Source organism: Corynebacterium sp. NPDC104732 (assembly GCF_055583565.1).
In genome coordinates this window covers 1-25,212 of sequence record NZ_JBVJNS010000023.1, presented here as the reverse complement: position 1 = coordinate 25,212, position 25,212 = coordinate 1, and the positions used below count along the sequence as shown (strand labels likewise).

The following is a 25,212-nucleotide window of genomic DNA, read 5'->3' as shown; positions in this document are numbered from 1 at the left end:
GCCAGATCCTTACACTGCTTTAGCTCCACCCGATGCGCCACGATCTTTCGTGAGTAAATATCGGTAACCGCATACGCCTTAAAATGAACACCCACCCACGGTGACGGCAGATCAGTAATATCCCAACTCCACGCAGCATCAGGCCGATCAGCCACCACGACCGGCACCGCCCGGGCACCACGCTTGGCCCGAGGCTTCGCACTGATCCTGTCACGGGCACGCATCCTAGCGGCGATACGCTCAAACGTGCGCAACGACCCTAAATGCTCACCGGAGTCGGTGCACTCGATACACACCTGCTGAGTCGATAGATTCCGCTCCCACCCAGCACGGATTTTCTTTTCGATCCGCTCGACCTCTTCAGGGGTTAACGCCTGTGGTTGCACTCGGTGTTTCTGCGGGATCGGATCAGCGGTTTTGCGGCTGTCACCATAGATGCGATTGTGCCAACTACCGGTAGAAATCCCCAGTAGTTTAAGGGCTTTGTTCTGCGACCCCACCAGCGGGATCAGGGCCGTGACGAGGGTGTGTTCTTCTTCGATGAAGGCGGCGTGGTCGGGGTGGCTGGTGCGTGCTCGGAGAATTTTTCCACGAGCTTGATAGCTTTTCCCAGCACATCATTTACCTTGCGGGCTTTCTCCAACTCGGCGGACAGATCAGCGATCTGCTTATCTCGTGCGGCAATTTCTTTTCCAGCTGCAATTGTCTAGCGGAGGGAATGTCAGTCATGCCCTCCATTGTCCTTGGAGTAAGCCCCCGGTCAAGGTCACCAGCGAAATACTGGTACTTCAGCTGTGTCATGTGCTTGGAGCTAAGGCCATGCTTTTTCTGCCATGCGGCTTTGGTTCCATACGGTAGCCCGAGGTACTCGGTGATCAAATCGATCTTTTGCTGTGCGGTTAATCCAACTAAAGACATAACCTGCCTACTTTCCTTGTGTGATCGACTCACAATCAGGTTGGCACACAGGGGGCAGGTACGAAATCAAGCGTACGGATGGGATTTTTCGGGCTTGAATCGTCCCATCGGTACGCTTGATTTGCGCTGATTACTGCGTTAAGCGACAAAATAGGCCCCACCAAGCTGGTAGGGCCTATTTTGTTACGAGCTACAGCCGAAGCGGCTTACAGGCCGTTTTCTTCGTCTTCTGCGCGGGTGCGCTTCTGCAGTGCCTCGAACATCTGAACTTCTTCCTCGTGGTTCTCGTGTGCGATTGCGTTCTTGCTTGCAACGATGTCAGCGGAGTCAGACTTGAATGCAGAGCCGTGGCTCAAGGAGTCTGCGAAGCCAAGTTCGTTCATCTGCTTTGGCACCTTCGCGCCAGCGTATGGCAGCGGAATTGGGTGACCGTGCTCGTCCACTGGGCCGAGAGGCTGGTGAACTTCGATGAAGGAACCGTTGGACAGCTGGTGAATAACACCGGTTTCGATACCGTGCTCCAGTACCTCACGGTCGGAGCGCTGCAGACCAACACAGATACGGTAAGTGATCAGGTAGGTGATCGGTGGCAGGATGATCAGACCGATACGACCGACCCAGGTCATCGCGTTCAGGGAGATCTGGAAGTGATAGGCGAAGAGGTCGTTACCGCCGGACAGGGTCAGGAGGAAGTAGAACATCAGCGCCATAGCACCGAGCGAGGTACGAACTGGTACGTCGCGGGGACGCTGCAGCAGGTTGTGGTGGGCGTCGTCACCGGTCATCTTCTTTTCGATCCATGGGTAGGCGAAGAGTAGGACAACCAGGATACCGAGCATCACAGCTACCCAGAACACTGCAGGGATAGTGTAGTTGCCGGGGTATAGCTCCCATGCTGGCATGACACGAGCTGCACCGTCAGTCCACAGCATGTAGATGTCCGGCTGGGAACCAGCGGAAACCTGTGCTGGGTTGTATGGACCAAGGTTCCAGATGGCGTTGATGGTGGTAACACCAGCCATCAAAGCCAGAACACCAAAAGTGAACAGACCGAAGGCAACAGACTTCACTGCGAACACTGGCAGAATACGGACGCCAACGACGTTGTTTTCCGCGCGACCAGGTCCAGGGAACTGGGTGTGCTTCTGGTACCACACGATGGCAAGGTGTGCCGCGATCAGGGCCAGGATGATGCCTGGGATCAGCAGAACGTGCAGGACGTAGAAGCGATCCAGCATCAGGTCGGATGGGAAGTCACCGCCGAACACTGCCCAGTGCATCCAGGTGCCGATGATCGGCAGGGACACAACGATGGCGGACATGATTCGCAGACCAACACCGGAGAGCAGGTCGTCCGGCAGGGAGTAGCCCATGAAGCCTTCGGCGACGGACAGGATCAGCAGGATGCAGCCGATGATCCAGTTTGCTTCACGTGGGCGTCGGAAAGCACCGGTGAAGAAGATGCGCATCATGTGAACCATGATGGACACTGCGAACATCAGTGCAGCCCAGTGGTGCAGCTGACGGATAAAGAGGCCACCGCGGACCTCGAAGGAGAGGTTCAGTGCGGTCTCGTAGGCGCGGGACATTTCCACACCGTTGAGCGGAGCGTACGCACCGTCGTAGATGACCTTGGTGATCGAAGGATCGAAGAACAGGGTCAAGTAGATACCGGACAGCAACAGGATAATGAAGCTGTACAGTGCGATTTCACCAAGCATGAAGGACCAGTGCGTTGGAAAAACCTTGTTGATCTGGGTACGGACCATACCGGAGATGGTGTACCGGGAGTCAACGTTGTTACCAATTTCAGCGAGTTTATTGCTCATTATGACTTACGCTCCCAGAATGCCGGGCCGACAGGCTCGATGAAGTTGCCTGCAGCGACGAGGTAGCCCTCTTCGTCCACGGTAATTGGCAGCTGTGGCAGAGCACGGGCGGCCGGTCCGAACAGTGGCTTGCCGTAGCGCAGTGCGTCGAACTGCGACTGGTGGCAAGGGCAGAGAATGCGGTTGGTCTGTGCCTCGTATAGAGAGGTAGGGCAACCAATGTGCGTACAAATCTTGGAGTATGCGTAGTAGTCGCCGTAGTGGAAATCTTCCTGGCCGACACGCTCCTGAACCTTAGCCTGGTCAGAACTACGCAGACGAATCAGCATGACAGCGTTGCGTGGACCGTGAATGGAGTGCATGTGCATCTCGTACACGTCGCGCTTTTCGTCATACTTGTCGCCATCGTTGACATCCTCTTCGTACAGCGGGAACACAGTTTCCATAGCTGCAGCGGAAAGATCTTCCGGACGCATACGAACGAGGCGGGTAACACCAACGGTGCTGTAGTGCTCGCCATGCTTTTCCGCAATAGCGGAGGTATCGCGACCAAGGTACACTTTGGTGCCTTCGTTGGCCTTGGTCCAGCCGGAAGTCCACAGAGTGCCGTCACCGAAGTAGTTCAGAGGGCCCTCGTTCTTCTTCCAAGGGTTCTTGATCATGCCACCCAATGGGAAGATGATCGCGAGACCTGCCAGAGCAGCGGAAGTACCAGCCAAGCCCTTAAGCACCTTACGGCGACCAAGAGTGGAGGTCTCCCAAGAGTCGTTGAGCAGTGCAACGAGAGTCTGACGGTCAACTTCCTCGGAAGGGCCGTCGTGACGGCGCTGAACGGAAATCTCTTCAGGGATGAACTTCTTCTGGAAGAGGGTGAGTCCGAAGCCCAGGGAAAGGATGCTCAATCCCATGGTTACACCCAGCAGTGGGGTGTACAGGGAGTAGAGTTCGAGCCCTTCTTGGCCGTGGCCCTTGTACTCCCATGGCCACCAAATGTAGATAGCCATGAAAGCCAACGCGAAGATTGCAGCAAGAGCGAACCAGATGGTGACAGCGCGCTCGGCACGCTTTTCAGCGGGATCACCTGCTACCGGAAAACGCTCCTTGCGGAACGCAACGGTGACTTCGTCCAGCTCGGTACCGAGGCGAGCGAGCTCTTCATTGGACATGCCGGCCAGTTCTTTGGCGGTGTATTTCTTTACTTCGTTATTGCTCATGAGCGAGATCCAATCCACAAAGCAGCGCCGATTACTGCGGCGATACCGATAAGCCACATCAGCATGCCTTCAGCCACTGGGCCGAGGCCACCAAGTGCGTAACCACCTGGGCTAGGGGTTTCCTTAGCATTCTTGATGAATGCAATGATGTCCTTCTTCTCATCTTCCGTCAGCTGACGATCAGAGAACTTAGGCATGTTCTGTGGGCCAGTAAGCATTGCCTGGTAGATCTCCTGCTCGTTAGCAGGATCCAGGTAAGGCGCGTACTTACCGGAAGACAGTGCACCACCGCGACCGGTGAAGTTGTGGCAGGATGCACAGTTCAAACGGAACAGTTCAGAGCCACGTGCCACGTCGGCTGGGTCAATCTGACCGTCGTAGTTCTTACCGCGAAGAGATTCCATGGCGATAGAGCCATCTTCGTTCTTCACGATAGCTGGGCCACCGCCGTTGGCAGCTACGTATGCTGCGATAGCCAAGGTCTGGTGCTCAGAGTAGCGGGTCTGCTTACGGGCAGCCTGTGCCTCATTGCGGAGCATTGGCATACGACCAGAGTGAACCTGGAAGTACACAGCACCCTCGCCAACACCGATCAGCGATGGGCCACGGCCTTCTTGGCCCTGAAGGTTGGCACCGTGGCAGGTGATGCAGGCGACGTCGTACAGGGACTTGCCCTCGGCGACCAATGCCTTCTCATCAACGTCAGCGGTAACCACCTGAGCATCTGGAGTGAAAGCGGAGGCGAGGAAGCCCGCGCTGGTAAGGCCCAGTGTCAGAGCTGCGGCGCCAGCGACAGTGCGACGCATCTTCCGGCGGCTCTTGGCCTTCTTAGCAGCAGTTGCCTTCTCAGCGGCTAACTCCTGCTGTTGTGGGTTGGTATCCATCATTTCCCTTAAAACTCGTATACGGAAAGTGAAGGGCTGTAGGCCGAACATTTCGGCCGGTACGGCCTACTGAATGAAGTAAATGGTTACGAACAGGCCGATCCACACAACGTCAACGAAGTGCCAGTAGTAGGACACTGCCATTGCTGCGGTTGCCTGTGCTGGGGTGAACTTTGACTTCGCAATACGAAGAAGGACAACCACGAAGCCAAGCACGCCCGCGAGGACGTGTGCGGCGTGGAAGCCGGTCGTAATGAAGAAAGCGGAGCCGTACACGGAGTTCTGAATCGTCAGACCGTGCTCTACGAGGTGAATGTACTCGTATGCCTGGCCGATCAAGAAGATCGCGCCGAGCAGAATCGTAAGGGCGTACCACATACGAAGCTTGAATACATCGCCGCGTTCTGCTGCGAAGACACCTGCTTGGGCTGTGAAAGAAGAAGACACCAAGATTACGGTGATAGTCAATGCGTAAGGAACGTTGAGGTGTCCAGTACCCCAATCCCACGCTTCTCCCTGGCCGTTTGCGCGAGATACAAAGTACATCGCGAACATGCCAGCGAAGAACATCAATTCCTGAGACAGGAACACAATCGTGCCGACACTGACCATGTTTGGTCGGTTCAGTGCCACAACACGCTGTGGTGCTGCCATACCTGTATTTCCAACTGCGCTCGTCACGCGTTCTAGTATGCCGGGTTACGTCGCTTAAGTCACTTTGAACCCCCCGCTCACGGCGGGTAAATGCACTTCACACGTCAACAAACAGCGCCGATAAAAAGTTCAAAAGTTTTTCTACCCCCGCGGGAACTTTAGCACCCCACCATCCGACGCTCACCTTTATGCAGGTCACGGGATTGTCACAGCCTTTTGCCTCCCCAAACAAAAGAACTCGCAACTACTTTATCCGATAACTTTTCCGTTGGCAGGAAAATGGCGGTTCCCGGCAAGAGATTCATCTCACATTCCACACCGTACATTCTTCCAACTTTTACAACTTTGGGTTGACCCCCTCCCCCAACGGTTTACCTGAAACATAAACAAAAACGGCCCGCCACCAGGGCGAGCCGTTTTCTAGGAAGGTACTTTAGTGCTTTTCCTTTGGAATGCCGTACTGCAGGTTCAGCATGGTTGCGGACCAGATCAGCAGCATTGCGCCGAAGGCGATCAGCCAGTAGTGCATGTAGACAATGCCGAAGCCGAGTACTGCAACAGCGCCGGACATTACAGCCGGCCAGATGGAACCAGGGCTGAAGAAACCGAGCATACCGGTTCCGTCTTCAATTTCCGCTTCTTCCCAGTCTTCTGGGAGCAGGTCCATACGACGTTCGGTGAAGTGGAAGTAGCCGCCGAGCATGACACACAGGCCAGTCGCGAGCACCAGGCCGGTACCACCAGCCCACTCGATGCCTTGGATGTTGCCGCTGTCGGACACCTTGGTGGTTGCTACGAAGTAGATGACGGTCATGATCAGCAGGAATGTGCCGAGACCGTACATGATTCTTGCGCTAGATTTCATGGTTCGTTACGCCTCTTCCCTTTTACTTAGCAGCTTCGTTGAGGTCGACGGTGTTGTTGCCATCGCGAGTGTCAAGGCGACCAGAAACGAATGGCGAGGTGGAGGTTGCGTATGGAGCTTCACCGATCGCCTTCAGCGCCTCAGAGTTTGGTGCCTGTGGGTTCTGGTTACGGAACTCCATGTACTGCTTGAACTTGTCTGCAGATACAACGCGGATTTCGAAGTTCATCATCGCATGGTAGGTGCCACACATTTCGGCACAGCGACCGACGAAGGCGCCTTCCTTTTCGATCTTTTCGATCTGGAACACACGCTGGGACTTGTTCGCCTCTGGGTGAGGGTAAGCGTCACGCTTGAACAGGAACTCTGGCACCCAGAAGGAGTGAGCAACGTCAGCGGAAGCGAGGTTGAACTCGATTGGGGTCTGGGATGGGAGAACCAGAACTGGTACCTCGTCGGTAGTGCCCAGGGTCTCAATCTTGTTGAAGTGCAAGAAGGAGACATCAGACTTGGACTTACCGTGGATTGGACCACCTACACCGTGCTCTTCCATGTAAGCTTCGTCGATCTTGGATGCTTCTGCTGCAGCCTGACGCTCTTCGTCAATGCCGAAGTACTCAGAACCGGTTGGAGAGAACTCCGGTGCAACGTTGGCGTAACCGAACTTCCAGTTCCACTGGTACGCGGTGACGTCGACGGTAACCTTTGGATCCTTGTCCAAGGCAGTAACCTTGTCCTGGGTTGGGACGGTGAAGAAGAACAAAGCCATCACGATGAAGATCGGGATGATGGTCAGTACCAACTCCAACGGAACGTTGTACTGAAGCTGCTTCGGGAATTCGTCCTTACCAGCCTTCGCTGCCTTCTTTGCAGAGAATGCGCCGATGGCGTAGATCATCAGGGCCCACATGATGATGCCGATGATCCAGGCGGTAACCCAGACCCAAACCCAGAAGTTACCCATTGCGGTTGCTTCAGGAGTGATGCCCTTTGGCCAACCCATACGCAGTGCGTCAAAGAATCCGTTCTCTGGTGGCGCTACGTCACAACCAGCAAGTGCGAGGCTTCCTGCGCCAAGTACGCCTGTGAGCAGCGCTTTACGTTGAAAACCGCGCTTGTTTCGCTGTTCCACGTGTGTCTACCTTCCTGTTCCACACAAACCTAAGGACACTAAGTTCCCATTCCTAACTGTGCAGAATATCGCATTTCTCAGGGATTTCCATGTTTTTGGATGTAATGGGGTTAACCCGATTAGTCGTTCCACGCTCGAGTTTTGCCAGCCTACAGGTGTTACTCGACGTGGGAACGCCAGCATGGGCAAATGTCTGTTAGCTAATTCACACTCTATGCTCCCCTAACGGGGGCTTACGAATGGTTGATGTTCTATTTGTCTCGGCTCTGCCACTGCCATTTTTTCGGCCAAGTCCGTAGAGTTGCAGTGTTAACTTTTTACCTCAATCATTTAAGGGGATTTCGACATATGTGTGGCCTTCTCGGCATGTTGACCAGTTCTGGCAATGCCCAAGATTATGACGCGGCGATCCGCCACGCACTCCCCTGCATGCGGCACCGCGGGCCTGACGACGCCGGCACCTGGCACGATTCCCACGCAGTCTTCGGTTTCAACCGGCTCTCCATCATCGACATTGAGCATTCTCACCAGCCTCTGCAGTGGGGTCCCGCTGATCAGCCCGACCGCTATGCAATGACGTTCAACGGGGAAATCTACAACTATGTGGAGCTCCGCGCAGAGCTACAAGACCTCGGTTATTCCTTTAATACTGAGGGCGACGGCGAAACCATCGTGGTGGGATACCACCACTGGGGCACCGACGTCGTCAATCATCTGCGTGGCATGTTCGGCATTGCCATTTGGGACACGGTGAAGGAGGAGCTCTTCCTCGCCCGCGATCAGTTCGGAATCAAGCCTCTTTACTTTACGACGACCGCAGCTGGCACCGTCTTCGCCTCCGAAAAGAAGTGCATCCTCGACATGGGGCCTGCCATCGGCCTAAGCAATGACTTGGACTTGCGCGCAATTGAACACTATGTGGATCTGCAGTACGTCCCCGAACCGGAATCGCTGCACGCGGATATTCGACGACTAGAGTCCGGCTGCTTTGCCGTCGTTAAGCCTGGCGGCAACGTCGTGGCACAGCGCTACTTCGAGCCACAATTTCGCACCAAGCCGGTCAGCAACGAGCAAGATTTGTTCCGGCGGATCGCTCAGGCGCTTGAGGACAGCGTCGAAAAGCATATGCGTGCCGACGTCACAGTTGGTTCTTTCCTGTCCGGCGGCATTGATTCCACGGCCATCGCTGCCCTGGCGAAGCGCCACAATCCGAACCTGCTGACGTTCACCACCGGTTTTGAACGCGAAGGCTACTCCGAGGTTGATGTAGCTGCCGAGTCGGCCGCTGCGATTGATGCAGAGCACATCGTGAAGGTCGTCTCGCCTGAGGAATATGCCAATGCGATCCCGAAAATCATGTGGTACCTCGACGATCCGGTAGCCGACCCGTCCCTGGTCCCGCTCTACTTCGTCGCGGCCGAGGCCCGCAAGCACGTCAAAGTCGTCCTGTCCGGCGAAGGCTCCGACGAGCTCTTCGGCGGCTACACCATCTATAAGGAACCGCTGTCCCTCGCCCCGTTTGAGAAGATCCCTTCCCCGCTGCGACGTGGTCTCGGCCAGCTCGGCGCACTGCTTCCCGACGGCATGAAGGGCAAATCTCTCCTACAACGCGGGTCCATGACCATGGAGGAACGCTACTACGGCAATGCTCGCTCGTTTAACTTCGAGCAGCTCCAGCGGGTGATTCCGTGGGCGAAACCCGAATGGGACCACAAGGACGTCACAGCGCCTATCTACGCCAAGTCCCGAAACATGGATCCCGTGGCTCGCATGCAGCACCTGGATCTGTTCACATGGATGCGCGGCGACATCCTGGTCAAGGCCGACAAGATCACCATGGCTAACTCCCTGGAGCTGCGCGTGCCGTTCCTGGACAAGGTCGTCTTCGATGTCGCGGAATCAATCCCATACGACATGAAAATCTCCCACGGCACCACCAAATACGCACTGCGTCGGGCCATGGAAGGCATCGTGCCGGAACACGTCCTGCACCGCAAGAAGCTCGGTTTCCCAGTACCGATGCGCCATTGGCTCGCCGGCGATGAACTCTTCGGCTGGGCCCAGGACACCATCAACGAGTCCCAAACCGAGCGGATCTTTGACAAGAAGGCTGTTCTGGAGATGCTGAACGAGCACCGCGCCGGTATGTCCGACCACTCCCGACGCCTGTGGACCGTCCTTGCCTTCATGATCTGGCACGGCATCTTCATGGAAGGCCGAATCGACCCAAAAATCGAAGAGAAGGATTACCCGGTATCCCTGTAACGTCTCTCATAGCTGCCCCGGGCAACCTAAAGTTTTGGTAATCTGGAGGAGACCGTACAAGGAAGATTCAACAATTTTTAAGGAGCATCCAATGATCCCGCTTTCTCTCGATCTGCTTTCCTACTCCTTCTACCCATCCTGGATCCTGGACACCGTCGACTTCTTCGTCGATCTCGCATACGATTTCGTTGACTTCGTAGACGTTGTTCTGAGCTAACCGTCCACCGGAAAGTCGCATCCCCCGGCCTTTCACAGGCGGGGGATGCTTTTTGATTTCAGCAGCAAAGTGGGGTTAAAGACAAAGAAATGCTCCTAGATTCCGTGGTAAGCCAGGTCAGTCCTATTGGTTCTTTTAACCGCACAAAGTTTGATCACTGACTCATCCTGGTGGCTAATAAGCGATGCCCCAACTGTCAGGAAAAACGACCACAAAAGTTGGTAGAGAATGGTTGGTAGAGAGTTCAAGTAAAAGACAACCTAGACTTAGGTTTGACGCCGCTTCCTCTCGACTTCTCGACCAACCGTTCTCTACCAACCGGCCCCGGTCGTCCCTTCATACGCTGGGATGAGACACCTGGAACGCTATCCTAGCCAGTTGCCAACACACCATCGACACCAGGCCATCAAGAAACAACAATGCCTGGGCAGCGGTATGCTGACCAGACACACCTTTTGCTCCTTGACCCGCAAGGTGTGTCATCTGCTATTCCCGGTTGTGGACTTGCTTGAAGGGGCTCACATATCAGGTCGTCCTTGGGTTAAGGGACAAAATGTGTGCCTGAATTCCACAGTAAAGCCAGGTCAGGGCATGTAAACAGGTGCTGTATATTGTTTCGGTCCTAAAGAAACCACAAATCTTGTTCAATACCGCGAGGGATGCCGCACCTGTGCTAAAAGGTGCGGCTGCCTAACTCCGGTGACCAAAACCGACCCCGATGCCCCGTCTGCCTGGGCAAACGAAACCCACGCAACCAGGAAACACGCGGATCAGCTCTGTTGCGTCAACGGCTATGCCAGCCGCCTATTAACACACCAGTGTCCGGCTAGAGATACGCCGGCCGGGCACAACTTGTATTACTTAACACTGCAAAACCCGGGAAGTATTCCCCGGGTTTCGGTGATTTTTTAGGCTTCACACTTGCTATTTCACCGTTTTGGGTCCGAGATCCGGGGAATGCTTCCCGGGTTTTAGTAAGAAACTTCAGGGGCCGTGGCCAAAGACCCAGGGGTGAAGTAACAACACAAATACGCCGACCGGGCACACTTTTCTTTACTTAACCAAGCGGTACTGACCAATGCCTCGGCAGGGAAATGGCAAGCGAACCAAACAAAAACCGCCCCTGCTGGTGCAGGCGCGGTAAGGCTTCGGGGGGGAACGTTTTAGTTGAAGGAGTCACCACAGGCGCAGGAGCCAGAGGCATTAGGGTTGTCGATGGTGAAGCCCTGTGCCTCGATGGTGTCAGAGAAGTCGATGCGGGCGCCGGAAAGGTATGGGGCGCTCATCTTGTCTACGACGAGGCGGACGCCACCGATAACGTCTACTTTGTCGCCATCAAGTTCACGGTCGTCAAAGTAGAGCTGGTAGCGCAGGCCCGCACAGCCGCCTGGCTGTACTGCGATGCGAAGGGAAAGGTCGTCGCGACCTTCCTGGTCAAGGAGTGCTTTTGCCTTTTCGGCAGCAGCGTCAGTCAGAATTACTCCGGTTGCGGTTTCTGGTGCGGTCATGGTGCTCCTCCTTGGAACGTTGTACTTTTGCCACTACGGTACTCGGTTTTTGTTACTTGTACACAAATCCAACGCAACGTGATACTAGTTTGTTCCCGTAAGGATGCCACAAGGTAGCCTATAGGGCGTGAGTACTCCAGATAACGAAAAACTTCCCAAGGGTTATACGCCGAAGAAGGGTCGCCCCACCCCGAAGCGTAATGAGGTTGAGCGTGCGCGCGGCGTTCGCCGTGGGCCTGCTACTCCAGCTGAAACTCGCCAAGAGATGAAGGCTCGCGAGAAGGCGTTGAAAGAGTCCATGACTAAGCAGGAGTGGAAGGAGTACAAAAAGAAACAGCGCGAGGAGCGGAACAGGCGAGCTAAGGAAACGCAGGCCGCGATGGATCGAGGCGACGAGCGCTACCTTCTCCCCCGCGATAAAGGCCCAGTGCGTGCCTTCGTGCGTGATTGGGTGGACGCGCGCCGCTTCTTCAGCGAACTCGTCATGCCGGTGGCGTTGCTGCTGCTGATTGTGATGTTTATCGGTCAGTCTTACCCGCAGATTGCCGCAACGTTGTCGATGATTGCCATGGTGATCATGGTGCTGTTCTTTGTCGAGGGCATCTTCATTGGCCGTCGCGCAAATAAAGCTGTGCGCGAGAAGTTCCCTGATACGACGGAAACTGGGTTTGGCCTCGGTTTCTACGCGTACTCCCGCGCGTCCCAGCTGCGTAAGCTGCGTACCCCAAAGCCTCGTGTTGCGGTTGGCGAGAAGTAAATGATCACCCTGGTCCTAGGCGGCGCGCGCAGCGGCAAGTCTGCCTGGGCTGAGGCGTTGTTCCCGCCGGGGGCTGAGGTGCTGTATGTGGCCACAGCCCGCCCGTGGCCAGGAGATGAGGATTTCGCTGCGCGCATCCGGGCGCACCAGGAACGTCGCCCCAGCCATTGGGTCACCGAGGATAGCGCCGAGCTTCACGACGCCCTCCTTACACATCCAGAAGGCAACATCCTCGTGGATGATTTGGGTACCTGGCTGACCCACCAGTTGGATCAGGCACAGGCATGGGAGCGGCCACGGGGCTTCATTGCTCCGGCCGTCGATAAGCTGCTTGCTGCGCTGCACCGCACGTCCGCCCGGGTGGTGTTGGTGACCCCTGAGGTTGGCCTGGGGGTAATCCCGGAAACGCCTGCTGGCCGGCTGTTTCGTGATGAATTGGGGTGGCTGAATGCACGCGTGGCGGAGTTGGCGGATGAGGTCGTCCTCGTGGTGGCTGGGATCCCGCTAACCTTGAAATCCGAAAGTTAATTTCTTCAACGAAGGAGTCACCAGATGGTACCTGCCGAGATCTTCGCCCGCGTGGAAACGCCGAGCCTGACTGCTCGTAAGGAAGCTGAAGAGTACCAGCTCACCCTCACTAAGCCGGCGGGTTCCTTGGGACGATTGGAGCAGATCGGCGTCCAGATCGCGGCGTGCCAAGGGCAGGTGCCACCGAAGCCGATTACGCGGCCTCGAATTGTGATTTTCGCTGGCGACCATGGCGTTGCTAACTATGGGGTGTCTGCGTACCCTTCCGAGGTGTCGCTGCAGATGGCGGCCAATATAGAGGCCGGTGGCGCCGCTATTTCCGTACTCGCCGAGTCAGCGGGTGCGAGTGTGCGGGTAGCCGATATTTCTCTGGACCACGACGCATGGGGCGAAGAGCGGGTGTCCCGGTCCTGTGGTGCGATCCACCTGGAGGACGCCATGACTGAAGAGCAGGTGCTGCGCGCGCTGGAGATCGGTAAGCGCATCGCTGACCAGGAGGTAGATTCCGGCGCTGACCTGCTCATGGCCGGCGATTTGGGCATCGGTAATACCACTCCGGCTGCCGCATTGATTGGTGTTGCGACCCGCACCGAGCCCGTTGCTGTTGTGGGCCGTGGCACCGGTATCGACGATGAGGGTTGGAAGCGCAAGGTTGCCATAGTACGGGACGCGATGTTCCGCGTCCGAGATTTCCGCAATGACCCGATCCGCGTACTGCAGGCAATTTCTTCCCCGGATCTTGCTGCGATGGCCGGTTTCCTGGCACAGGCATCGATCCGTCGCACCCCGGTGATCCTGGACGGCGTTGTGGTCACCTCCGCGGCGCTGTGGGCCACCCGTCTTGCTCCTGGCGCCCGCAACTGGTGGATTGCAGGCCACCAGGGTGCGGAGCCGGCCCACAAATTTGCGCTGCAAAACCTGGAGCTCACCCCACTGCTGGATTACGGCATGCGACTCGGTGAGGGTTCCGGCGCGATGGCGGCGTTGCCTCTGGTGAAGGCATCTGTGGACATCATGGCGAATATGGCTACCTTCGCCTCCGCTGGCGTCTCTAAAGCCCACTAGATGTCCGGCAAGGCCGGCTACTCCGGCGATGGCACCCACGGCCCCGCCCTCATCGAGGGCATAACAACGGCACTGAGCTGGTTAACTGTCTTGCCCGTGCAGGGCGCGTCCACGTTTGACCGGGTGACCGGTGCCCGCGCGATGGCGGGATTGCCGGTCGCGGGCCTGGCGTTGGGTCTTACGTCAGCCGTGACTGCCTACCCGCTGCTCGCCTTCGGCAGCCATGAATTCCTCGTCGCCGCGCTGACGGTGATCGCCTGGGAGTTGGGCTCTCGCATGATGCACATCGATGGCCTCAGCGATGTGGGTGATGCCTTGGGTTCCTACGCCCCGCCGGAGAAAGCTCAAGAGATTTTAAGTGACCGCTATACCGGGGCGCTCGGCATGGGGGCCGTGCTGTTGACACTGTTAGCGCAGGTAGCGGGCCTCACAGCGTTGTATCACTGGGGCCCGATCGCCGCTGTCCTCGCTGCTTCGATACCGATGCTCGCACGTGCTTGCGCCACGATCGGCTGCCACAGCAGCTTCTCCCCGTTTTCTGCCACCGGTTTCGGGGCGCTCATCATCGGAACGGTGAAGGCGTGGTGGGTCGTCGCGTGGGTGGTGGCTATTGGTGTGGCAGTGGTGTTGGTGGCAGTGGGCGTCGATAAGCAGCTTGCGTGGGGCGCTGTCGCTGCATGCTTCACGACGCCCCTGGCTGCCCTCCTGCTGCTCCGCCACTGCAGTCGCCGCTTTAACGGACTCAACGGCGACTGCATCGGAGCCGCCATTGAGGTCGGTGCTGCAGTCGCCGCTGTGACGCTGGGGATTGCTAGCTAACCAGGGTGTGCTTCCAGCCGTGCTTGTCTTCCACTTCGCCGCGCTGGATACCTGTCAGGGTTTCACGCAGCTTCATGGTGATCTCTCCGGTCTTAGCGCCGGCGATCTGGAAGTCACCGTGTGCGGACTTCACGGTGCCCACCGGGGTGATCACGGCAGCGGTACCGCAGGCGAAAGCCTCGGACATCTCACCGGACGTCGCGGCCTTCTCCCACTCCTCGGTGGAGATCAGACGCTCCTCAGTCTCTAGGCCCAGGTCGCGAGCGACCTGCAGCAGGGAGTCACGAGTCACACCAGGCAGCAGCGAACCGCTGAGCTGCGGAGTGACCAGCTTGGCGTTGTCGCCTTCGCCGTAAATGAAGGCGAGGTTCATGCCACCCATCTCTTCGATGTACTTGTGCTCGATGGCGTCAAGCCACACCACCTGGTCACAGCCCTTTTCCACGGCTTGCGCCTGGGCAAGCAGCGAAGCAGCGTAATTACCGGCGAACTTCGCGGCACCGGTGCCACCGGGAGCAGCCCGCACATAGTCTTCACACAGCCACACGCTGACCGGCTTGATACCACCAGAGAAGTAAGCGCCCGCCGGGGAGGCAATAACCATGAACTTGTAGGCGTTTGCTGGGTGTACGCCCAGGCTGACCTCGGTGGAGATCATGAAGGGACGCAGGTACAGGGCTTCCTCACCGCCAGCAGCTGGGACCCAATTTTGGTCGATATCAACCAGCTGACGTACCGCCTCAATGAAGTCCTCTACCGGCAGCTCTGGCATTGCCATACGACGCGCAGAATCCTGCATGCGCTTGGCGTTCGCTTCCGGGCGGAACGTCGCGATGGAACCATCAGGCTGACGGTACGCCTTGAGGCCTTCGAAGATCGCCTGGCCATAGTGAAAAACGGTGGTCGCTGGGTCCATCTGGAGAGGTGCGTACGGAACGACGGCCGCGTTGTGCCAGCCCTCCTCCGCGTTCCAGTCAATGGTGACCATGTGGTCAGTGAAGGCCTTACCGAAGCCCGGGTTTTCCAGGATCTTCGCTACCTCCGCCTCTGGGGTCGGAGCGGAGGTCTTTTCAATTCGAAAGTTCAATGCACTCATGCAACCAACCTACACCCAACTCTGAGACATAGGTCTCAATTTATGTTTTAATCCCCAATTATGTGGTGTGACGTACTGTGTAAGTCACAGAACCTCATACTGTCCAATTCTTGATCGGAGGATTTTTCGTGCCTAAAACGCCATCGTTGCCAGCAGTGGGAATTGTTCCTAAGCTTTCGATTTCAGCCAAGCTACCGAAAAAGGCAGAAGCCGTACTGATCCCAGTATTTAAGGGTGACAACGGCCCGGAGATTGCCGGTACCGGTATCTTCAGCGATAAAACCCAGGTTGCGGTACTCGAAGCCCTCTCTGCAGTGGGCGCCACGGGCGCCGCCCAGGAAGTGACCAAACTCGCCGGCATTCCGGGGACGGACGTTCCCGTTGTCGTAGCGGTTGGCCTGGGTTCTTCCGATGATTTCGATGCTGAAACGCTGCGTCGTAGCGCAGGCGTGGCATCCCGCGCGCTGAAGGGCTTCGGCAAGGTCGCCTCTACGTTGGGCACCTTCGGGCTTTCCGACGCCGTCCTCGGATCCGCTCTCGGGGCCTACACCTTCCGTGGTCAAAAGACCGCTGAGCTGGAAGCAGCGCAAGCGCCAGTGGATGAGATCGTTTTCATCAGCGACAAGAAGAAGGACTTCTCCGCTGCCACCATCCTGGTCGACTCCGTGGTCCTGGCCCGCAACCTGGTCAACACCGCGTCCTCTCACCTCTACCCAGAGTCCTACGCTGCCTACGCAGCAGCCTTGGCCGAAGACTACGGCGTGACTGCGGAGATTCTCGATGACAAGGACCTGGCCAAGGGCAAGTTCGGTGGACTCATGGCCGTCGGTGGCGGCTCCGCCCGGAAGCCTCGTCTTCTTCGCCTCACCTACACCGCGAAGAAGTCCGCCCCTTCCGTCGCGCTCGTGGGTAAGGGCATCACCTTCGACACCGGCGGTATCTCCATCAAGCCATCCGCCAACATGGATGACATGATCTCCGACATGGGCGGCTCCGCAGCCACCATCGCGTCCGTCTTCGCCGCAGCCCGCCTCGGCCTCAAGGTGAACGTCACCGCAACCGTCCCAATGGCAGAAAACATGCCGGACGGCGAGTCCTACCGCCCAGGCGACGTCATCACTCACTACGGTGGCAAGACCTCAGAGATCATCAACACCGACGCCGAAGGTCGCCTCGTGCTTGCCGACGCCATCGTCCGCGCCTGCGAAGACAAGCCAGACTACCTCATCGAAATGGCCACCCTGACCGGCGCGCAGCTCGTCGCCCTCGGTGGCCGAACCACCGGTGTGATGGGCTCCGATGAGTTCCGTGACCGCGTGGCCGAGATTGGCCGCTCCGTCGGCGAGCCTGCCTGGGCCATGCCTTTCCCGGAAGAAGTTTCCGATGAAATGAAATCCGATGTGGCAGACCTGCGCAACACTGGCAAGTCTCGTTTCGGTGGCATGATGCAGGCCGGCTACTACCTCTCCCAGTTCGTAGCCGAAGATGTGCAGTGGGTTCACATGGACATCGCAGGACCGGCCTACAACTCCGGCAGCCCCTACGGTTACATCACCAAACGTGGCACCGGCGCACCAGTACGCACCGTCGTAGCAGTACTGGAAGATATCGCTGCTAAGTAAGCACGACGAATTCCCCGCACCCTAGTTACAGCGCCTTGGGGGCGGGGAATACGTTTTCATCGGGTTAAGGGGCTAACTCCGCTATGGCAATTCGCCCCGGTCAAACCGAGCACGGCGGCGCTGCTGTTCTTCGCGCTTGCGCAGGAGACGATCACGTTCGATGCGCGCCCGCATGCGCTGCGGGTAACCGGTCTCCTCGACGTCGTAAAGCGGAATGCCCAGCTTTGCTACCACGTCGACGCCCTTGGGCCCACCGATGCGTCGTCGGGTGAAATCGCCCGACTCGTCCACCAAGACGACGCTCATTTCATTCACCAACGTTTCCGGCTCGACGAAGCCCTCTACAAAAGCGCGCCCGCGTGACCAGTCGCGGAGATAGTCTAGGTCTTCCGCTCGGATGGTATCGCCAGGAGCACGCGGAGGTTTGATCCCGGGCTTGGAACGTCGAGAGCCGAAAAGGTTGAACACAAACAGACATTGTAAGTGGTTTTTTCGGAAACGACACCACCTATCTGCGACATATGCGGACGCAAACCGGTACGCTATTGAAGTATCGATATCGTTTTTAGACCTACACGTTTAGGAGTCCTGCACAATGGCGTTTTCTGTCGAGATGCCCGAGCTCGGTGAATCAGTAACCGAAGGCACGATTACCCGCTGGCTGAAGCAGGTCGGTGACACCGTCACCGCCGATGAGCCGTTGCTCGAAGTTTCCACGGATAAGGTCGACACCGAAATCCCTGCACCGGCCTCCGGCGTACTGACCAAGATCCTGTTTGAGGAGGACGACACCGTCGATGTCGGCGAAATCATCGCAGAGATCGGCGAAGAAGGCGAAGAGCCTGCCAAGGAAGAGCCTGCAAAGGAAGAAGCCCCTAAGGAGGAAGCTCCGAAGGAAGAACCAAAGGGTGGCGCAGCATCCGGTGAGAGCACCGATGTGAAGATGCCAGAGCTCGGCGAGTCCGTCACCGAGGGCACCATCACCCGCTGGCTCAAGTCCGTCGGCGACACCGTCGAGGTCGACGAGCCACTGCTCGAAGTCTCTACCGACAAGGTCGACACCGAAGTTCCTTCCCCAGTAGCAGGCACCATCGTGGAAATCCTGTTTGAGGAAGACGACACCGTCGATGTCGGCGAAGTCATCGTCCGCATCGGCGACGGCTCCGCACCAGCCGAGGAAGAACCAGCTCAGCCTTCCGAAGCTGCCACCAAGGAAGCCGAGACCAAGGACGACAACGCCACCGTTGACGAAGCTGCGTCTGCTGGTTCCGCAGCATCCGGTGAAAGCACCGATGTGAAGATGCCAGAGCTCGGCGAGTCCGTCACCGAGGGCACCATCACCCGCTGGCTCAAGTCCGTCGGCGACACCGTCGAGGTCGACGAGCCACTGCTCGAAGTCTCTACCGACAAGGTCGACACCGAAGTTCCTTCCCCAGTAGCAGGCACCATCGTGGAAATCCTGTTTGAGGAAGACGACACCGTCGATGTCGGCGAAGTCATCGTCCGCATCGGCGACGGCTCCGCACCAAAGAAGGAAGAGGCTCCAAAGAAGGAAGAGGCTCCTAAGGAAGAAGTCGCCGCTAAGGTCGAGGCTCCTAAGGAGGAAGCTCCAAAGAAGGAGCAGGCACCGAAGGTCGATAACTCCGACGCCCCTTACGTCACCCCACTGGTGCGTAAGCTCGCCGACAAGCACGGCGTTGACCTGTCCAAGGTTCAGGGCACCGGCGTGGGCGGTCGCATCCGCAAGCAGGATGTTCTCGCCGCTGCAGGTGAGGGCGCTGCCCCAGCTGCTGCTGCCCCTGCCAAGAATGTGTCCACCAAGTCTGTGGATCCGGAGAAGGCCAAGCTGCGTGGCACCACGGTTCGGGTGAACCGCATTCGCGAGATCACCGCGGTGAAGACCCTCGAGTCTCTGCATGGCGCTGCACAGCTCACCCAGCTGCACGAGGTTGACATGACCCGCATCGCTGAGCTGCGCAAGGCTAACAAGCCTGCCTTCCAGGACAAGCACGGCGTGAACCTCACCTACCTGCCATTCTTTGCCAAGGCTGTGGTCGAGGCTCTGGTGTCCCACCCGAACGTCAACGCGTCCTACAACGCTGAGACCAAGGAGATCACCTACCACGAGTCTGTGAACCTGGGTATTGCCGTCGATACGCCTGCTGGCCTGCTCTCCCCTGTCATCCACAACGCACAGGACATGTCTCTGCCTGAGCTGGCCAAGGCCATCGTGGACCTCGCAGACCGGGCTCGCAACAGCAAGTTGAAGCCAAATGACCTGATGGGTGGCACGTTCACCATCACCAACATTGGCTCCGAAGGCGCGCTGTCCGACACCCCAATCCTAGTTCCACCACAGGCAGCCATGATCGGTACCGGCGCGATCGTGAAGCGCCCAGTGGTCGTCACCGAGGACGGCAACGACGCCATCGCGATCCGTCAGATGGTGTTCCTGCCAATGACCTACGATCACCAGCTGATCGACGGCGCAGACGCAGGCCGCTTCATGACGACCGTCCGCGACCGCCTGGAGAACATCGACTTCACGGCAGACCTCGAAGTCTAAGCAGTTCTATAGAACAGAACGCATAAAACAACAGCACCCCCACTGAAAATCCCACCTCAGCGGGGGTGTTTTTGCATACTCAAAACAAGCATGCATAGTTTGTAAAACTTACCCCACAACCACCCCCAATTGTGGAAACATGAAAACAAACTTTCTACACGTTTTCTCCGAAAGCTAGGAGCACACTAGATGTCACAACAAGTGCATTCTTTCTTGGCCCGACACCTTGGGCCCGATGCACAAGAAACCGAACATATGCTTTCCGCCATCGGCTACACCACCGTCGATGACCTCATCAAGGACGCGGTACCAGCCGATATTTTGCTCCAAGAGCTACCGCAGACGATTTCACCGCTTTCTGAGCACGAGGCACAGGCCAAGCTCGGGGAATATGCGGGACGGAACGTCGTTAAGCGCGCGTTTTATGGTCAGGGCTACCATGACACCATCACCCCACCCGTCATCCGTCGTGGCGTGCTGGAAGATGCGGGCTGGTACACCGCATACACCCCCTACCAGCCAGAAATTTCCCAAGGGCGCCTGGAGGCGCTGCTGAACTTCCAGACGATGGTGGAAGAGCTCACCGATCTACCGATCGCCAACGCTTCCCTGCTGGACGAAGCTACTGCCGTCGCCGAGGCGGTGGGCCTGATGAGCCGCGCGGTACGCAAGGGGCGCCGCGTTGTCCTGGATTCCCGCCTGCACCCACAAATACTTTCTGTGGCGGCCGAGCGCGCCCGTGCTATTGACCTCGAGGTGGAAATCACCGACCTCAGTGACGGGCTGGTTGGCGAAGACCTCGTCGGTGTTGTCATCGCTTACCCAGGCACCGAAGGCGACGTCACCAACCCGAAGACCGTGATCGAAGCGATCCACGAGCGCGGAGGCATAGCCACTGTGGCAGCTGATCTGCTTGCGTTGACCATCCTGGAGGCGCCAGGCACCCTGGGTGCTGATATTACGGTCGGCACCTCTCAGCGGTTTGGTGTTCCGCTGTTCTACGGTGGCCCGCACGCCGCGTACATGGCGGTTTCTGACAAGCTCAAGCGACAGATGCCAGGTCGCCTGGTGGGAGTGTCGATCGATGCCGACGGCCACCCAGCCTACCGCCTGGCTTTGCAGACCCGTGAGCAGCACATTCGTCGCGAAAAGGCGACCTCTAACATCTGTACCGCGCAGGCTCTGCTCGCTGTCGCTGCCTCGATGTACGCGGTGTACCACGGTCCAACCGGGCTGAAGGCGATCGCGGACCGAATCCACGGGCTGGCAACCTCGTTTGCTGCAGCGGTGAAAGATGACCTGGTTCATGACACGTTCTTCGACACCGTCACCGTGCGCGTCGCAGATGCAGACGCCATTGTGGCTAAAGCTGCTGAGGCTGGTTACCTGATCCGCGCTATTGGAAACGACAAGGTGTCGGTCAGCTTCGGCGAGTCTGCCACCAGCACGGACGTCGCAGCGCTTATCGACGTCCTCGGCGCCACTACCACTAGTGAAAAGCTTGACGCCGTGCCTGCGGACCTTGCCCGCACCACTGAGTTTCTCAAACACCCGATCTTCAACCAGGTGCACTCCGAAACCCAGATGATGCGCTACATCCGCATGCTGGGTGACCGCGACCTGGCTCTGGATCGCACGATGATCCCGCTGGGTTCCTGCACAATGAAGCTCAACCCCACTGCCGGTATGGAGGCGATTTCTTACCCTGGGTTCGCCAACATTCACCCATACGCGCCGGTGGAAGACGCGCAGGGCTGGCAGGACCTCATCGCGGAGCTGGAACAGTGGCTCGCGAACCTTACCGGCTACGCCAAGGTGTCCGTGCAGCCGCCAAGTGGCGCGATGGGTGAGCTCGCTGGGCTGCTTGCGATTCGCCGCTACCACGTGGCTAACGGCGACGAAGGCCGCGACATCATCTTGATCCCACAGTCCGCGCACGGCACTAACGCCGCTTCTGCCACGCTGGCTAACCTTCGCGTTGTGGTGGTTGCTACCGCGCCGGACGGGTCTATTGATCTTGCTGATCTGGATGATAAGATCGCCAAGCACGGTGGCCACATCGCGGGCATCATGATCACCTACCCATCCACCCACGGCGTGTTCGAGGACACGGTCCGTACCGTGTGCAAGAAGGTCCATGATGCAGGGGGCCAGGTGTACATCGACGGCGCCAACATGAACGCCCTGACCGGTGTGGCCGCACCGGGTGAATTTGGTGGCGATGTCTCCCACCTGAACCTGCACAAGACGTTCACCATCCCGCACGGTGGTGGCGGTCCGGGCGTCGGCCCAGTATGCGTGGCTGAGCACCTGGTTCCGTTCCTGCCGACCGATGCCCGCGACGTGGATCCGCGCGCGGCAGTGGGAACCGGACAGGGTGTTCCGATCGCCGGTGCTGTCCATGGTTCCGCCGGAGTTCTTCCGATTCCGTGGGCCTACATCGCGATGATGGGCACCGAGGGGCTACGAGAGGCAACCCGCACTGCCATCCTGGGTGCAAACTACATTTCCGCACAGCTGAAGGATCATTTCCCGACCCTGTACACCGGTGAGAACGGCCTGGTCGCCCACGAATGCATCTTGGATATTCGCGAGCTGACGAAGCAGTCCGGCGTTACCGCAACCGATGTAGCAAAACGTCTGGTGGATTACGGTTTCCATGCCCCTACGTTGGCGTTCCCCGTGGCCGGAACGTTGATGGTGGAGCCAACTGAGTCCGAGGATCTGGCTGAACTGGACCGCTTCATTGAGGCGATGCGCAGTATCCGCGCAGAGATCCAGGAGATCATCGACGGCAAGATCGCCCTCGAGGATTCCGTGCTGACGCACTCGCCGTTTACTGCGGCCGCAGCGGCTGCTGATGAGTGGCCATATCAGTTCTCCCGTCAGCAGGCTGTCTTCCCGGTTCCTGGTCTGCTGCGCACCAAGTACTACCCTGCCGTGCGCCGCATCAACGAGGCATACGGTGACCGCAACCTGGTGTGTTCTTGCCCACCACCTGAGGCTTTCGATATGGAAGGAAACGAGTAAATGCTGAGTCCACTTCATGCTGAGCACGAAAAGCTCGGCGCTCTGTTCACAGATTTCGGTGGCTGGGAGATGCCGCTGCGCTACGGCAACGAGCTTGACGAGCACCGCGCCGTCCGCACCAACGTGGGCCTGTTCGACCTTTCTCACATGGGCGAGGTTCGCGTCACCGGCGCTGAGGCTGGACGGTTCCTCGATTATGCGTTGGTTTCGCAGCTGTCCGCGATCGCAGTGGGTAAGGCGAAGTACACGATGATCGTGAATGAACAGGGGCGCATCATTGACGACCTCATCGTGTACCGCCTCGGCGAGGCCGAGTTCATGGTGGTCCCGAACGCGGGCAATGCCGCCACGGTCGCGGCAGAGTTGGTGGAGCGTGCTAAGGACTTTGATGTCACCGTCACGGACGAGTCCACTGACATCGCCCTCATCGCGGTGCAGGGTCCCCGCGCGGCCGAAATGCTCGGCGATATCCCCGAGCTGAAGTACTACTCTTCCGCCCCGGCCAGCATCCTCGGGCACGATGTGCTGCTCGCTCGCACTGGCTACACCGGCGAAGACGGCTTCGAGCTCTTCCTACCTGCCTCCGAGGCGCCGGCACTGTGGCAGGCGCTTATCGACGCCGGTTCCTCCTTCGACTTGCTCCCTTGCGGGCTCGCGTGCCGTGACTCCCTCCGACTCGAGGCAGGAATGCCACTTTACGGTCACGAGCTGACCCTGGATTTGCAGCCTGCGGATGCTGGTCTGGGTGTGCTGGTCTCCAAGAAGAAGACAGAGGACTTCGTGGGATCTGACGTGCTGCTCGCGGACTACTCTCCTGCCCGGAAACTGATCGGTTTGCAGGGCGAGGGGCGTCGTGCAGCGCGCGCTGGCTCAGTGGTACTTTCCCCAGCTGGCGAGGAGATCGGTGTGGTCACCTCCGGGCAGCTCTCCCCGACTCTGGGCTACCCGATTGCGATGGCGTACGTAGCTGTGGAACACGCCACTGAAGGAAACACCCTCGATGTGGATATCCGTGGCAAGAAGCACACGTACACTGTGGTTACTCTTCCGTTTTACTCTCGACCAAAGGACTAGAAACTATGTCTTTGCCTGAATACTTCTCTTACTCCGCAGACCACGAGTGGATTGACTCCGCAGAGGTGGGCGCCACCGCCAAGGTCGGCATCACTGATTTTGCTGCCAATGCCCTGGGCGAGATCGTCTACGTTGATCTCCCTGCTGTTGGTGACACCGTCGAAATCGGCGAGTCTGCTGGTGAGGTGGAATCCACTAAGTCGGTGTCTGACATTTTCTCCCCGGTCACCGGTACTGTGACCGCGGTGAACGAGGCGCTGGCAGACGCACCGGAGACCATCAACTCCGATCCTTTCGACGCTGGCTGGCTCTTTGAAGTTCAGATCACTGAGGTCGGTCCGTTGATGACGGCAGAAGAATACGCCGAGAAGAACGGCCTCTAGTTTATTCCCGCGTAATTTTGCTCGGTTGTCTCCACGGAATTGTTGTGGAGACAACCGAGCTTTTTCGTTCTTAATAAAAATTTTTGTCAAATTTGCTGCATGTCAAAAAAACTACATATATCCTAGCGATGAGAGCACAATCGCAAACAATTTAGGATTGTGTTTTCAGTCCATTCAGTAACCACGACAGGAGAATCTCATGCGAGCCTCAAAGCTAATGGCGTTTGCAGCATGTATGCCATTGATCTTCTTTACCGGCACTGCCACGGCCACCCCAGTTAAAGCCGTAGCGTGTTAGGGAAATCAATGTCTCGAATCTCTTTGGAACAACACCTCACTGCGCTACTTATCGCAATAATCTTGGCTTTCCCTGTGAAAAGCCTTGGCGATGACATGCCATGGTGGCTCGTCATAGTCTCATTTATTATCTACTTTGCTGCAGGAGAGTTCATTTTCTTCATGCGCGAAAGAAACAGAAATGATTCTGAGGCCACTGCATCTACGGAAGTAAAATCCAGACAAGACCGAACTATCCTGCTGTGGAGCGCTGTTGCAGCGACAGTTCTAGTAGTCACAATGATACTGTTTAAGCTAGTTTAGGGCCTTGGCTTCGCCCTGTTACCCACCTAGAAGGCTTGTGCCGAGCCAGTCAGCAGCTCGAAACAAGCCTTCTAGCAGTACTTCATTAACTGGCTCTTCCGGTTTCAGAGTGCGTAGCTGACCATGGGGTGGGGTTCGGGGTGGCACAACATATAGGGGTCCTGGCCGGTACAAGATGAGAGTTGC

General features: G+C 57.6%; 20 protein-coding genes and 1 pseudogene. 11 read left to right on the top strand and 10 right to left on the bottom strand.

Annotated elements, in window-relative coordinates; genetic code table 11:
- The 7 genes and pseudogenes from ACZ6ZO_RS11870 to ctaC form a co-directional block, all read right to left on the bottom strand.
- Positions 1-500: pseudogene (locus tag ACZ6ZO_RS11870) on the bottom strand (hypothetical protein); the annotation flags it as partial.
- A gap of 624 nt (positions 501-1,124) precedes the next feature.
- Positions 1,125-2,747 carry a cytochrome bc1 complex cytochrome b subunit gene (gene qcrB, locus ACZ6ZO_RS11865; protein ID WP_182385798.1) on the bottom strand — a complete coding sequence of 541 codons (1,623 nt, stop codon included), beginning with the start codon at positions 2,745-2,747 and terminating at the stop codon, positions 1,125-1,127.
- A complete protein-coding gene (gene qcrA, locus ACZ6ZO_RS11860) occupies positions 2,747-3,961 on the bottom strand; it encodes a cytochrome bc1 complex Rieske iron-sulfur subunit (protein WP_465292831.1) in 1,215 nt (404 codons plus the stop codon). Before qcrA ends, qcrB begins: the two co-directional genes overlap by 1 nt.
- On the bottom strand, positions 3,958-4,848 hold the full coding sequence (qcrC, locus tag ACZ6ZO_RS11855) for a cytochrome bc1 complex diheme cytochrome c subunit (protein ID WP_182385796.1): 891 nt from the start codon (positions 4,846-4,848) through the stop codon (positions 3,958-3,960). The genes qcrA and qcrC overlap by 4 nt, the downstream gene beginning before the upstream one ends.
- 63 nt (positions 4,849-4,911) lie before the next feature.
- Complete coding sequence (ctaE, locus tag ACZ6ZO_RS11850) at positions 4,912-5,526, bottom strand: aa3-type cytochrome oxidase subunit III (RefSeq protein WP_182385795.1); 615 nt, start codon at positions 5,524-5,526, stop codon at positions 4,912-4,914.
- Between the two features lie 406 nt (positions 5,527-5,932).
- Positions 5,933-6,364, bottom strand: coding sequence for an aa3-type cytochrome oxidase subunit IV (gene ctaF / locus ACZ6ZO_RS11845; protein WP_182385794.1), 432 nt, complete (start codon positions 6,362-6,364; stop codon positions 5,933-5,935).
- Between the two features lie 22 nt (positions 6,365-6,386).
- Positions 6,387-7,496, bottom strand: coding sequence for an aa3-type cytochrome oxidase subunit II (gene ctaC, locus ACZ6ZO_RS11840; protein WP_182385793.1), 1,110 nt, complete (start codon positions 7,494-7,496; stop codon positions 6,387-6,389).
- Positions 7,497-7,844: 348 nt separating this feature from the next.
- Here ctaC and asnB point away from each other — a divergent pair, with 348 nt between their 5' ends.
- Together asnB and ACZ6ZO_RS11830 are read left to right on the top strand one after the other, a co-directional pair.
- Positions 7,845-9,761 carry an asparagine synthase (glutamine-hydrolyzing) gene (gene asnB / locus ACZ6ZO_RS11835; protein ID WP_465292828.1) on the top strand — a complete coding sequence of 639 codons (1,917 nt, stop codon included), beginning with the start codon at positions 7,845-7,847 and terminating at the stop codon, positions 9,759-9,761.
- A gap of 91 nt (positions 9,762-9,852) precedes the next feature.
- Positions 9,853-9,978, top strand: a complete 126-nt coding sequence (locus ACZ6ZO_RS11830; RefSeq protein ID WP_269149329.1) for a hypothetical protein — start codon at positions 9,853-9,855, stop codon at positions 9,976-9,978.
- A 1,163-nt stretch (positions 9,979-11,141) separates the two neighbouring features.
- On the opposite strand, the gene ACZ6ZO_RS11825 is transcribed toward ACZ6ZO_RS11830, so the two are convergent.
- Complete coding sequence (locus tag ACZ6ZO_RS11825; RefSeq protein WP_182385791.1) at positions 11,142-11,486, bottom strand: HesB/IscA family protein; 345 nt, start codon at positions 11,484-11,486, stop codon at positions 11,142-11,144.
- A gap of 127 nt (positions 11,487-11,613) precedes the next feature.
- Here ACZ6ZO_RS11825 and ACZ6ZO_RS11820 point away from each other — a divergent pair, with 127 nt between their 5' ends.
- The 4 genes from ACZ6ZO_RS11820 to ACZ6ZO_RS11805 are packed head-to-tail and all read left to right on the top strand — an operon-like array spanning position 11,614 to position 14,655.
- Positions 11,614-12,243 (top strand): DUF3043 domain-containing protein, encoded by a 630-nt coding sequence (locus ACZ6ZO_RS11820; RefSeq protein ID WP_182385790.1) that lies wholly within the window; start codon positions 11,614-11,616, stop codon positions 12,241-12,243.
- Entirely contained in the window at positions 12,244-12,771 is a 528-nt protein-coding gene (gene cobU, locus ACZ6ZO_RS11815; protein WP_182385789.1) for a bifunctional adenosylcobinamide kinase/adenosylcobinamide-phosphate guanylyltransferase, read from the top strand.
- A gap of 24 nt (positions 12,772-12,795) precedes the next feature.
- On the top strand, positions 12,796-13,836 hold the full coding sequence (gene cobT, locus ACZ6ZO_RS11810) for a nicotinate-nucleotide--dimethylbenzimidazole phosphoribosyltransferase (RefSeq protein ID WP_182385788.1): 1,041 nt from the start codon (positions 12,796-12,798) through the stop codon (positions 13,834-13,836).
- The gene (locus ACZ6ZO_RS11805; protein ID WP_465292824.1) at positions 13,837-14,655 is read left to right on the top strand and encodes an adenosylcobinamide-GDP ribazoletransferase; all 819 of its coding nucleotides are present in this window, start codon (positions 13,837-13,839) and stop codon (positions 14,653-14,655) included.
- Here the strand turns inward: ACZ6ZO_RS11805 and ACZ6ZO_RS11800 are convergent.
- On the bottom strand, positions 14,648-15,751 hold the full coding sequence (locus ACZ6ZO_RS11800) for a branched-chain amino acid aminotransferase (RefSeq protein WP_182385786.1): 1,104 nt from the start codon (positions 15,749-15,751) through the stop codon (positions 14,648-14,650). The two genes, ACZ6ZO_RS11805 and ACZ6ZO_RS11800, sit on opposite strands and share 8 nt — an antisense overlap.
- Positions 15,752-15,879: 128 nt before the next feature.
- Here ACZ6ZO_RS11800 and ACZ6ZO_RS11795 point away from each other — a divergent pair, with 128 nt between their 5' ends.
- Complete coding sequence (locus ACZ6ZO_RS11795) at positions 15,880-17,373, top strand: leucyl aminopeptidase (protein WP_182385785.1); 1,494 nt, start codon at positions 15,880-15,882, stop codon at positions 17,371-17,373.
- 81 nt (positions 17,374-17,454) lie between these two features.
- On the opposite strand, the gene ACZ6ZO_RS11790 is transcribed toward ACZ6ZO_RS11795, so the two are convergent.
- On the bottom strand, positions 17,455-17,841 hold the full coding sequence (locus tag ACZ6ZO_RS11790) for an oxidoreductase (RefSeq protein ID WP_182385784.1): 387 nt from the start codon (positions 17,839-17,841) through the stop codon (positions 17,455-17,457).
- Between the two features lie 127 nt (positions 17,842-17,968).
- On the opposite strand from ACZ6ZO_RS11790, the gene sucB reads away from it, so the two are divergent.
- The 4 genes from sucB (at position 17,969) to gcvH (ending at position 24,426) form a co-directional block, all read left to right on the top strand.
- Positions 17,969-19,939 carry a 2-oxoglutarate dehydrogenase, E2 component, dihydrolipoamide succinyltransferase gene (gene sucB, locus ACZ6ZO_RS11785; RefSeq protein WP_465292821.1) on the top strand — a complete coding sequence of 657 codons (1,971 nt, stop codon included), beginning with the start codon at positions 17,969-17,971 and terminating at the stop codon, positions 19,937-19,939.
- Between the two features lie 189 nt (positions 19,940-20,128).
- Positions 20,129-22,969: an aminomethyl-transferring glycine dehydrogenase gene (gene gcvP / locus ACZ6ZO_RS11780; RefSeq protein WP_465292819.1), complete on the top strand. Its 2,841-nt coding sequence runs from the start codon at positions 20,129-20,131 to the stop codon at positions 22,967-22,969.
- Complete coding sequence (gene gcvT / locus ACZ6ZO_RS11775; protein WP_465292817.1) at positions 22,970-24,043, top strand: glycine cleavage system aminomethyltransferase GcvT; 1,074 nt, start codon at positions 22,970-22,972, stop codon at positions 24,041-24,043.
- Between the two features lie 5 nt (positions 24,044-24,048).
- Complete coding sequence (gene gcvH / locus ACZ6ZO_RS11770) at positions 24,049-24,426, top strand: glycine cleavage system protein GcvH (protein WP_465292815.1); 378 nt, start codon at positions 24,049-24,051, stop codon at positions 24,424-24,426.
- The last annotated feature ends 786 nt before the right edge of the window (positions 24,427-25,212 follow it).